The organism is Nonlabens dokdonensis, from assembly GCF_002162835.1.
Taxonomy (GTDB): domain Bacteria; phylum Bacteroidota; class Bacteroidia; order Flavobacteriales; family Flavobacteriaceae; genus Nonlabens; species Nonlabens dokdonensis_B.
Genome location: NZ_MAAX01000132.1, coordinates 1 through 9,513 on the forward strand (window position 1 = coordinate 1; position 9,513 = coordinate 9,513).

The 9,513-nt window shown below is 31.0% G+C and carries 11 protein-coding genes and 2 pseudogenes; 11 read left to right on the top strand and 2 right to left on the bottom strand.

Going from position 1 to position 9,513, the window contains the following annotated elements:
* Positions 1 to 118 precede the first annotated feature (118 nt).
* The 6 genes from A9Q93_RS09000 (at position 119) to A9Q93_RS09025 (ending at position 3,902) form a co-directional block, all read left to right on the top strand.
* Positions 119 to 721, top strand: coding sequence for a TetR/AcrR family transcriptional regulator (locus A9Q93_RS09000; RefSeq protein WP_155087838.1), 603 nt, complete (start codon positions 119 to 121; stop codon positions 719 to 721).
* Positions 718 to 1,152: a hotdog fold thioesterase gene (locus A9Q93_RS09005; RefSeq protein WP_155087839.1), complete on the top strand. Its 435-nt coding sequence runs from the start codon at positions 718 to 720 to the stop codon at positions 1,150 to 1,152. The genes A9Q93_RS09000 and A9Q93_RS09005 overlap by 4 nt, the downstream gene beginning before the upstream one ends.
* Before the next feature lie 337 nt (positions 1,153 to 1,489).
* Complete coding sequence (locus tag A9Q93_RS09010) at positions 1,490 to 1,765, top strand: hypothetical protein (protein WP_303687066.1); 276 nt, start codon at positions 1,490 to 1,492, stop codon at positions 1,763 to 1,765.
* A gap of 41 nt (positions 1,766 to 1,806) precedes the next feature.
* Positions 1,807 to 2,217 (top strand): hypothetical protein, encoded by a 411-nt coding sequence (locus A9Q93_RS09015; protein WP_303687067.1) that lies wholly within the window; start codon positions 1,807 to 1,809, stop codon positions 2,215 to 2,217.
* A gap of 161 nt (positions 2,218 to 2,378) precedes the next feature.
* Positions 2,379 to 3,191, top strand: coding sequence for a hypothetical protein (locus tag A9Q93_RS09020; RefSeq protein ID WP_303687068.1), 813 nt, complete (start codon positions 2,379 to 2,381; stop codon positions 3,189 to 3,191).
* Between the two features lie 51 nt (positions 3,192 to 3,242).
* On the top strand, positions 3,243 to 3,902 hold the full coding sequence (locus A9Q93_RS09025; RefSeq protein WP_303687070.1) for a hypothetical protein: 660 nt from the start codon (positions 3,243 to 3,245) through the stop codon (positions 3,900 to 3,902).
* Positions 3,903 to 3,950: 48 nt separating this feature from the next.
* Here A9Q93_RS09025 and A9Q93_RS09030 read toward each other — a convergent pair.
* Positions 3,951 to 4,061 (bottom strand): annotated as a pseudogene (locus A9Q93_RS09030) (IS110 family transposase); the annotation flags it as partial.
* A 196-nt stretch (positions 4,062 to 4,257) separates the two neighbouring features.
* Between A9Q93_RS09030 and A9Q93_RS09035 the strand changes: the two are divergent.
* From A9Q93_RS09035 to A9Q93_RS09045, 3 genes are all read left to right on the top strand, one after another.
* Positions 4,258 to 4,572, top strand: coding sequence for a peptidyl-tRNA hydrolase (locus A9Q93_RS09035; RefSeq protein ID WP_303687072.1), 315 nt, complete (start codon positions 4,258 to 4,260; stop codon positions 4,570 to 4,572).
* 167 nt (positions 4,573 to 4,739) lie between these two features.
* Positions 4,740 to 4,886: a hypothetical protein gene (locus tag A9Q93_RS09040; protein ID WP_303687073.1), complete on the top strand. Its 147-nt coding sequence runs from the start codon at positions 4,740 to 4,742 to the stop codon at positions 4,884 to 4,886.
* Between the two features lie 49 nt (positions 4,887 to 4,935).
* Entirely contained in the window at positions 4,936 to 6,252 is a 1,317-nt protein-coding gene (locus tag A9Q93_RS09045) for a hypothetical protein (protein WP_303687074.1), read from the top strand.
* 260 nt (positions 6,253 to 6,512) lie between these two features.
* Here the strand turns inward: A9Q93_RS09045 and A9Q93_RS09050 are convergent, their stop codons facing one another.
* Positions 6,513 to 6,707, bottom strand: coding sequence for a hypothetical protein (locus A9Q93_RS09050; RefSeq protein WP_303687075.1), 195 nt, complete (start codon positions 6,705 to 6,707; stop codon positions 6,513 to 6,515).
* 70 nt (positions 6,708 to 6,777) lie between these two features.
* On the opposite strand from A9Q93_RS09050, the gene A9Q93_RS09055 reads away from it, so the two are divergent.
* Entirely contained in the window at positions 6,778 to 7,731 is a 954-nt protein-coding gene (locus tag A9Q93_RS09055; RefSeq protein WP_303687076.1) for a phosphoribosylaminoimidazolesuccinocarboxamide synthase, read from the top strand.
* Positions 7,732 to 7,898: 167 nt separating this feature from the next.
* Positions 7,899 to 9,513: pseudogene (locus A9Q93_RS09060) on the top strand (translocation/assembly module TamB); the annotation flags it as partial.

Here is a 9,513-nt window from a genome sequence, read left to right on the forward strand (position 1 = left end):
GAGTTGCAATAATTCACGTTTAGGACAGCCGAAAACTAAGGCTTACTTACTCAGCAACGAAATCATAGCCAGGACCGTTACCTGCAAGCACCGAAAATAAATATTAATCCTAAAAGAGATGAAAGATAAAATCATCGAAAAATCAACTGAAATGTTCCTTGTACGAGGTTCAAAAGGATTGACAATGGATACGATTGCTTATGAAATGGGAATTTCTAAAAAAACCATCTATAAATATTTTAATACAAAAAGAGAACTTGTAAAGGCTGGTTCAGAATATTTATTTCATAGAATCACAAATGGTATTAATGAAATTATGGAATTGAATGAAAATCCCATTAGAGAAATGTATCTAATTAAAGATTTTGTTTTTAAAGTTTTAAAAAGTGAAAACACTTCACCATACCTTCAATTTCAAAAATATTTTCCAAAAATATATCAATCTTTAATAACTCGTCAATTTGCTGAAATGGATAAGTGCATTACCAAAAACTTAAAAAAAGGAATCAAGCAAGGATTGTATAGCAAAGAAATTAACATTAAACTAATAAGCCGTTTTTATTATATTGGAATAAATAACATTAAAGACAAATCAATATTTAACCCAAAAGATTTTACTGCTACCGAAATTAATAATGCTTATTTATACTTTTATTTAAAAGGTATCTGTACTCAAAAAGGATTAGACCTATTAAACAATTATAAAAAATCGGAAAAATGATTCAGAAAAATATAGAATTTCTAAAAGAAACAATTGAAGAAAAGATACCAATTCATAGATTTTTAGGCTTGAAATTATTGATTCTCGAAAAAGGATTTGTAAAAGTAAACGTTCCTTTTAGAGACGAAGTTGTTGGAGATATTAGAAGAAATAGATGGCACGGTGGAATTATTGCAACAATAATGGATTCTGTAGGAGGCATAGCAGGTGGAACTCACTTTACATCCTTTGAAGATAAGTTAGCTACAATTGATTTAAGAATAGATTATCTAAAAGGAGCAGAAGCATTACCAATAATTGTAGAAGGAAAAATCGTTAGATTAGGCAATAGAATACTTGTAACTAAAATGAAAGCCTTCCAAAAAGATGAATTAATAGCAGAAGGAAAAGGGGTATATAATTTTATAAGAATTGATAATTCAGATAAATAGTAAAATTAAAAACTATAGAGACTGTACCAATTAACCAATTGCAACTATTATAATCCGAATGAAATTAGAATCGTAAATATATCGGAGTAAAATAATAAAGAATGGGATAGAAATTGCCAGCAGGTAACAACGTATATAGCTCATAGCTTGGTAGTTGCTTAAACGAAGTTAATGTATATTTGGAAAGTCGCCAAATTTTTAAATTTGACGATTTCCAAGTAAAAAAAATAAATAGTAAAATTTAAAAATCTGGCTTGAGCTTAACCGAATAGTTATCGCTAATTCACACGCTACGAGCCATATACAAAACCGTTGTCATTAATTTAACAAACCAACAATGAAAAAAATAATTCTTATCTCAATAATACTCTCTCTTACGTCTTGTACTTCTTTATTCTTGGATAAAGCTTTAGAAAAAATTGGAGTTTTTGAAGACAAAGTTGAAATACAACAAATCAAACATAAAAACAAAGAAATATTATTTATCGGAATGCATCATATCGGTAGGGAAGAATTTTACAATGACGTAGGATATAAAGTTGACTCATTGCAAAAAAAGATTACGTCGTATTTTACGAACTTGTGGGAATTGACAAGTCTAATGACTCTTTGACTAATGATATGTATAGGAAAAAGATTAGGAAAATTACTGGATTGCAAACTACCAAATATTATGACACCTTAACACAAAAGATAGGTGGTAAATTTAAATACAAAGGAGATTATAAATTGATAAATCAGCCAAAATATCCGCAGCTTGATGTTGATATGAGCAATGCCATAAATGCCGACACAACTATTAATGAATTAATAGATGCCTACGAAGAAAGATACGGTTTAATAGAATTAGATAAATGTGATATACAGACACCAAGCAACTTGAGTGAATATAGTTGCGATAAAATCTCAGAAGAAATAGGCGCAAGGTTTAAGGATGAATTTATGGAAGATTTTCGGAATAAAAATTTAGCTGCCGAAATAAATTCCTCTAGACATGACAAAATTTTAGTGATTTATGGTAAAAATCATTTAGACGATCTTCGTAACTATTTAACAACGAAATAATAAAAAACTAATGGCAACACAGGCTATACGCAATTGCTCGGTTCTTGCTTATTCGAAAATCCCTGCGGAATTTTCTAAGGTTTGGGTATATTTGGAAACATAAGGCTGAGATACGCAACTGCGCATATCCTAAACCGTTACTCAACATTTGAACCAAAATTATGGATAAAAGAATATTAACAATTTTAATATTTTGTCATTCATTCTGTTTTAGTCAGAAAGAAAAAACAATGCTAGACTATTGGAATGAAACTTCAGCAACATTTATAAACTGCGATAAATCTGGAGATAAAATTAATTGTCTTCAAGAAGGAATTGGAAACCTTATTGCTTATGCTATTAATGAACAGCATAAAAAGAATAATTTTGAGATTAAAAAAATTGTAATAAAAATAAATATAAGAGTTGATGAAAATGGAGAATCCACGATATTGAATTTAGAAACAGAAAACAAAAACGTACAAATTATTGCTCAAAAAGTTCTTGATAGCTTACCATTGTTCAAACCACCTTACTCTATTTCGAAATTCCGTTCAGTAACAGCATCTTATGCGTTTTATACGTCATTAGAGAAAAACAAAAAAATAAACCTTTACGAACTTAATAAGTTCGACAAAAAGTCGAATGCTGAAAAATTACCATATCCTTTAGACATTAAAATAGTTCATATAAAATATCCAAGTTGCGAAACAAGTTCTGAAAAAGAATATAAAGAGTGTTTTGAACAAAAAATAAGTGAATTAATTATTCAAAGTTTAGATAAAGATTTTATATCCGCAAATAAAGGAGAAAATGCGTCAGCTAATTTAACTTTTGACAAAAAAGGAAAGCTAGCAACACTGATTGTAACAAGTAAAAACATAGAACTAAAAAATAAATTAGATGTTATTTTAGAAAAAATCCCTAAAGTAGAACCAGCAACTTATAATGACGAGAAAATTCAATCAAACTATTCTATACCAATAACTCTATAGATTGAGAAATAAAAATCCTTCATTAAAACATTTGAATAAAAAAAAGAGAAAATGAAAATTAAATGTATTTTATTAATATTTGGGTTATTAATTGGAAATACGACCTTTGCAAATGACCATTTTAATTTTGTTGATGATTGTATTAAAGTATTTTCAAGATTGGATAAAACAACTCTTGAATTTCGGACAACACTGGAAAACAAAACTGAATCTGAATTATTAAAAACTGCAATTACAGAATATAACAATGAGTTAGTTTTATATTCAATGAATAAACTATTGAAATATTCAAAAAGCGAAAATAGTAACATTAAAGAAGTAACAACTGATTTGAGAAATCTAATGACAAATTTGGTGCAAATGAATTATGAATATCTCAATTTTGTAACCAACTCAGAATACACAAAAAAGGAATTAAAGAAAAAAAACAAATCTTTAATCGACCAAAATAAGCTTGTTACAGGATTTTTTAGAGAAATTTCACTAGGAATATGTATGACTTTAGCAAAGGAAAAACCGAACAAAGAAAAGAATAAGCAATATTCTGTATTGACTTTAAATGAACGTAATTTATTAAATGCATCATTGATTGAGAAATTTGGAAAATCTGTAAAAAAAGGAACTGAAGTTGAAAGCAAAAGCCCTTTCGAATATTCATCAAGACTAGTTTATGAGTTTTTAAATATGGAATGGGTATTTGAAAAAGAATAAAAACGTTGGGCAACAAAGTTCTGTGGTATAAAACAAGTAAAATTTGCTTTATTTTATCACTAGCTTACTTCTGTAAGAATCATCGTAAATGAGTCCTGATTTTGCTATGGCAAAAGCTTGTTTTAAGAGCTTATTACAGACAGCAATTAGGGCTAGTTTTTACTCAAGTCTTTTTCTCTCTCATTCCTCACTCGTCGGAGATAAGATGGTACAACAAAATGCTATTGTAAAAAAACAATGCAGGCATTTCAATAAATTGACTAATCATGCTGCATTCATAACTTCATATATACTTACACCCTAGCAATTACCGTTTCTTCTTTTATATTAGAAATCTCATAGTAATCTTCACGTTATGAAAATGTACATCATTGTAAAAGATAATATTCCAGATAAACTAGTGCCTGTGATTACTGCTCATGCTTCATTGGCTTGTTATAAAAAGTATGAAACAAATGAGGATATGCAAAAGTGGATCAACGGCATTTTTAAAAAAGTAGTTTGTGTCACCAATGAAATAGAATTTGAGAAGCTTAAAGATGAGCCTGATTTTGTTGCATTAACAGAATCATCTTTAGGTAATGATGAAGTCTGTTTAGCATTTTGTCCTAGAGAAGAATACCCAAAAAGATTTAAATTTCTAAAAATGTGGGCGCCTCAGAATACATAAAATCAATTCTCAACAAAAGACCTTTACAATCAATGGACTTTAAATGATGCAATTGTTTACTTATTTATAGCAAAAAGGCTCCTGAATTTTCTATTCGCTTATTATTTACTACTTTAGTTATTAAATTAAGTGAGTGATTTCATACAAATTCGTAATTTAAATATCAAATGGAAAGAAAGAATCAAGATAAGAAAGGAAAAAAAACTAAAGTATTTGATTTAGATGGAATTGAAATTGTGAAAAGCGATCTATACATCAATGTAAAAGTAGAGCCGAAGGGCTCAAAAAGTAAAAAAATTGATTTTGATTTATAGCAAAAGCGATCTTTTTAAATAACCTTAAAAACCAAAAAAAATAGTATTAATGTTCCAAAGTAAAACGAGACTCTTATTTATAATATTAGTAATTTCTTGTGTTTTTCAAACAAATGGTCAGGAAATGTGCATTAATGGAGATTGCTTTAAAGGTCTATCTCGTATGCAAACTGACCAAGGGATGTTTATCGGAAACTTTTTAAACGGTCAAAAACAAGGACTTGGTATAACTTATATAGATGGGAATAATGCCAAATATGTTCATTACATAAAAGGAGTAAAGCAAGGTGTTGAATATACTTTTAAAAGAATAAGTGATAATAGAACTGAAAAAGTATTTCAATATTACGATCAAGGTAAACCCATTTATCCTGCTGTAAAGTTAGAGTTTGGGGCATTCTCAGGTTTTAAAGTGAAGATGAGTAAATATGGAGGTTGGGAAAGTTTAAAAAACAAATTTGACAAGAGTGGCATGTATACATCGGGAAATAAAGAATTATATGCTGGACGAGTTAATGAAGGTTCTGTACTAATCGCTTTCAATAATAGCAAGGCAATAATACCTATTAGAATTAATGATGATCAAAGTCTCTATTTAAATAAAACTATTGATAGTAATTCTTATGGATATAAGTTTAATCCATTATACATTAAATGGGTTCGTGATGAAATGACTCTTATAACTGGTTCAAAAGAAAGCTACGAAGATGTTTACTTTCTATATATTAAAGGTGGTTGGTCTTTAAAAACACCTCATAAAGGATCTTGGGAATATTTTAGTAATGGCGAGATTCAAGACGGGAAGTTGGAATATAAAATGGATTATGATAAACTCTTACGACAAAAAACTCCTGATATGCCCAGCCAAAAGGGACTAAATGAAGATTTGCTAAGTGAAATACTTTCGAATCTTGAAGATATTTCAAATAATGACGTAGATGAAGAGTTTTCTACCTTTCAATTAAAATATGTTTTAGAAAAGAAAAATCAATGGCCACGATTTGGCCTTGATATAAATGAGTATTTTTATTTGAATGTGGCTTCTGCTTATCTCACAATGAATGATTATAATCAAACAATTACAAATCTTCAAAAAGCAGAACAATTTAATCTTAACTCATACGAATCATTATTATATACCTTTAAAATTAAATCCTTCTTAATAGAAAAGATGTCTTCAGATTTTCTTAAAAATAATAATTCTCGAAATATAAATGATGCAAAAGAAGTTATATCTAAACAAATTACGGATGTAATTAGCATTTTAGGAAGACTTAAGAACAATTACAAGTCCGAATACAAAGACATTAAAGATCTAGATGACAAGATTGAATTTTACACAAACATTTTTTCTAAATTGAATTAAGCTACTTTAAAGTTTTAAGTATAATATAAATTCATCAAAGATTATTTATTACAAGTACAGTTTAAAATAATGCTTCAATTTAATTGTTTTTGAGCTTTTTTTAATTCATTTATGATTTCTAATCTATTAAAATCCATACTTCGGGATAGACGTTTCAAAATCATAAGGCTTTATATGATAAGCATATGCTGTTTGTCATTGTATTATTATTTTGAAACTTCTGATTTACTACCTAGTCTACTTGAAGAAACCAGAGGAACTTATACACAAGAATTTAAAGCTAATTTTGTATCTGGATTGTTGAAATATGGAACACTAGCAATAGGGTCGAGTATTTTTATAATCCTAAGTTTTATACTGATTAAAGAAAGAATCTTTAAGGCTAGATAAAATCCCGCTTTCGCGAAAGCGGAACCACCACAAACAAACTGCTCACAACTGGTAGATAACTTCATAAAAATAATGTGGAGTATGTACCGTAAATCATTCAAATTGTAGAAATTTGCTGCTATAAAATATCATATCATGGCGGCTACAATTACTGATACTAATTTTAATTTTCCTAAACAAAAGAGCGTGTATATAGGGAAAGTGAGAGAAGTATATAATATTAACGACGATTTACTAGTAATGATCGCCACAGATCGTTTGAGCGCCTTTGACGTAGTAATGCCTAAAGGAATCCCGTACAAAGGACAGATTTTAAATCAAATCGCTACTCAAATGATGGCCGCGACAGAAGATCTGGTTCCTAACTGGTTGATCGCAACACCAGATCCTAATGTGGCTGTAGGACATTTGTGCGAGCCGTTTAAAGTAGAAATGGTGATACGTGGTTATATGTCTGGCCACGCTGCAAGAGAATACAAAGCTGGTAAGAGAATACTTTGTGGTGTTGCTATGCCCGAAGGGATGAAAGAAAATGACGCTTTTCCGCAGCCTATTATCACTCCAGCTACAAAAGCTGAGATGGGCGATCACGATGAAGATATCTCACGTGAAGACATCATAGTAAAAGGAATCGTTTCTGAAGCAGATTACCTAGTTCTTGAAAAATATACACGAGCATTATTCCAGCGAGGTACAGAGCTGGCTGCAAAACGTGGTTTGATACTGGTAGATACTAAATATGAATTTGGTAAAACTAAAGATGGTAAAATAGTCTTGATCGATGAAATCCACACTCCAGATTCTTCCAGGTATTTTTATGCTGATGGTTATCAAGAACGTCAAGATCGAGGAGAAGCTCAAAAACAACTGAGTAAAGAATTTGTACGCCAGTGGTTGATTGCAAACGATTTTCAAGGTCTTGAAGGGCAACGTGTTCCTGAAATGACAGATGAGTACATCACAAGCGTGAGCGATCGTTACATAGAGTTGTACGAAAACATCACTGGTAAATCATTTGAAAAATCAGACACTTCTAACATTCAAGAGCGCATAGAAAAGAACGTGACGCAATGGATGCGATCTAACTAATGCGTGCTTAAATAATAAATATAATAACTGCATTAAAGGTTATTAAATTTTTCACGGTATGTAATGGTAAGTAATCTTAACAGAAATTTACCGCAGGAAATTATGTTAAATCGTTGATCTTTTGTCAATTTTGTTGCTTAGTAAGAATTAACCTCTTATAAAGCAAATTGAGCGACTCTACAGAAGATTTAAAGCCTAAAAAAAGAAAGTTTAGATGGTTGCGTAGGCTACTACGTGTCCTTTTAGGTATTCTTATATTTCTTATCCTTTTACTGCTTTTTATACGCAGCCCTTGGGGACAAAATATCATTGTAGATTACCTAGTTTCTTATGTAGAAGATAAAACGGGCACAGAGGTTCAGCTTGATCGCGTGTTCATCACTTTTGATGGAAATGTGCAGGTAGATGGCTTATATCTAGAAGATAAATCACAGGACACATTAGTGTATTCACGCAGTCTAGAAGCAAACATAGGCTTGATGCCTCTTATTAATGGGACAGGAATCGAGATTAATGAAGTAGACTGGAATGGTCTTACCGCTCGAGTAAAAAGGGCAGATACGCTCAGCGGTTTTAACTATCAGTTTTTGATGGACGCTTTTGCCACCGCGCCAGATACCACAACGACTTCAGAGCCTATGAATCTGCAAATAGGAGATATTCAACTTACGGATTTTGATATTATTTATGACGATCAGGTAGAGAAAATGGACGCTGTGGCGCAGTTCAAACAGCTTTCTCTTTCAATGAATAAAATCGATCTAGATGCCATGGTGATAGATGTTGAGTCGCTTACCTTAGAAGATGCCTACATCGATTATGAAAAGGATTTGGTTACTGCTTTCGCGAAAGCGGAAACAGATTCCAATCCCGAAAAAGACACTAATCTCGCAGAAGCCATTACAGATGACGCAAATGATTCACCATTACCATTATTTAAAGTAGGTCAATTATTACTGAATCGTGTGGAGTTAAATTACAACTCAGAGCCTGATGGAATTGTTATAAACACTAATTTATCACACCTAGAAACCATCATTCCTAAAGCCGATGTAGAAAACAATGATATAGAGGTAAGCTATTTCAATTTGTTTGATTCTCAGGTGGAGCTAAAAATGGCAACTCCTGAAAGTACCTCAAATTCAAATATTTCAGAACCTTTTGTTTTTGAATGGCCAGACATGAATGTTAGTCTAGATGCTCTTGAATTTAAAAACAACGATTTCACTTATATCGTTAATAACAACACGCCTAAAAAAGGAACCTTTAATCCTGAGGCAGTTGTATTAGACCAAATAGATTTAACACTAAGTGATTTTATACTGGAAGATAAAACAGCTCTGGTTTCCATTTCAAATACGCAAGCAAAAGAATATTCAGGATTACAATTGCATCAGTTAGAAGGTACGTTTAAAGTTACAGATCAACAAATGATAGCTAGTAATCTTAAAGCGCAAATGAATAATAGCGCCGTTTATGGTACCGCACAGTTAGGTTATGGTTCTCTGAATAACTTTTTTAATAATCCGCAAGAGGTTGCTGTTGATCTTAATGTATCCAACTATGTTTTTGATATGAGCGACATCTATTACTTCCAGCCATCGCTTGCTTTAAATGAATATATAGAAAAAGTAAATCAAAACAACTTTAGAGGAAACCTCACTGCTAGCGGCACGACCTCAAGTTTATTACTCAACGACCTTAAGGTAAATTGGGGAAACAATACATCGCTTACTGCAAAAGGTAAGTTGTTTGATATTACTAATGTCGATGAGTTGCGTT

Bases quoted from the DNA above. Each gene is read 5' to 3' on its own strand.
- A9Q93_RS09000 (WP_155087838.1), top strand. From the start codon at position 119: ATGAAAGATAAAATCATCGAAAAATCAACTGAAATGTTCCTTGTACGA.
- A9Q93_RS09005 (WP_155087839.1), top strand. From the start codon at position 718: ATGATTCAGAAAAATATAGAATTTCTAAAAGAAACAATTGAAGAAAAG.
- A9Q93_RS09010 (WP_303687066.1), top strand. From the start codon at position 1,490: ATGAAAAAAATAATTCTTATCTCAATAATACTCTCTCTTACGTCTTGT.
- A9Q93_RS09020 (WP_303687068.1), top strand. From the start codon at position 2,379: ATGGATAAAAGAATATTAACAATTTTAATATTTTGTCATTCATTCTGT.
- A9Q93_RS09025 (WP_303687070.1), top strand. From the start codon at position 3,243: ATGAAAATTAAATGTATTTTATTAATATTTGGGTTATTAATTGGAAAT.
- A9Q93_RS09035 (WP_303687072.1), top strand. From the start codon at position 4,258: ATGAAAATGTACATCATTGTAAAAGATAATATTCCAGATAAACTAGTG.
- A9Q93_RS09040 (WP_303687073.1), top strand. From the start codon at position 4,740: ATGGAAAGAAAGAATCAAGATAAGAAAGGAAAAAAAACTAAAGTATTT.
- A9Q93_RS09045 (WP_303687074.1), top strand. From the start codon at position 4,936: ATGTTCCAAAGTAAAACGAGACTCTTATTTATAATATTAGTAATTTCT.
- A9Q93_RS09050 (WP_303687075.1), bottom strand. From the start codon at position 6,707: ATGAAGTTATCTACCAGTTGTGAGCAGTTTGTTTGTGGTGGTTCCGCT.
- A9Q93_RS09055 (WP_303687076.1), top strand. From the start codon at position 6,778: ATGGCGGCTACAATTACTGATACTAATTTTAATTTTCCTAAACAAAAG.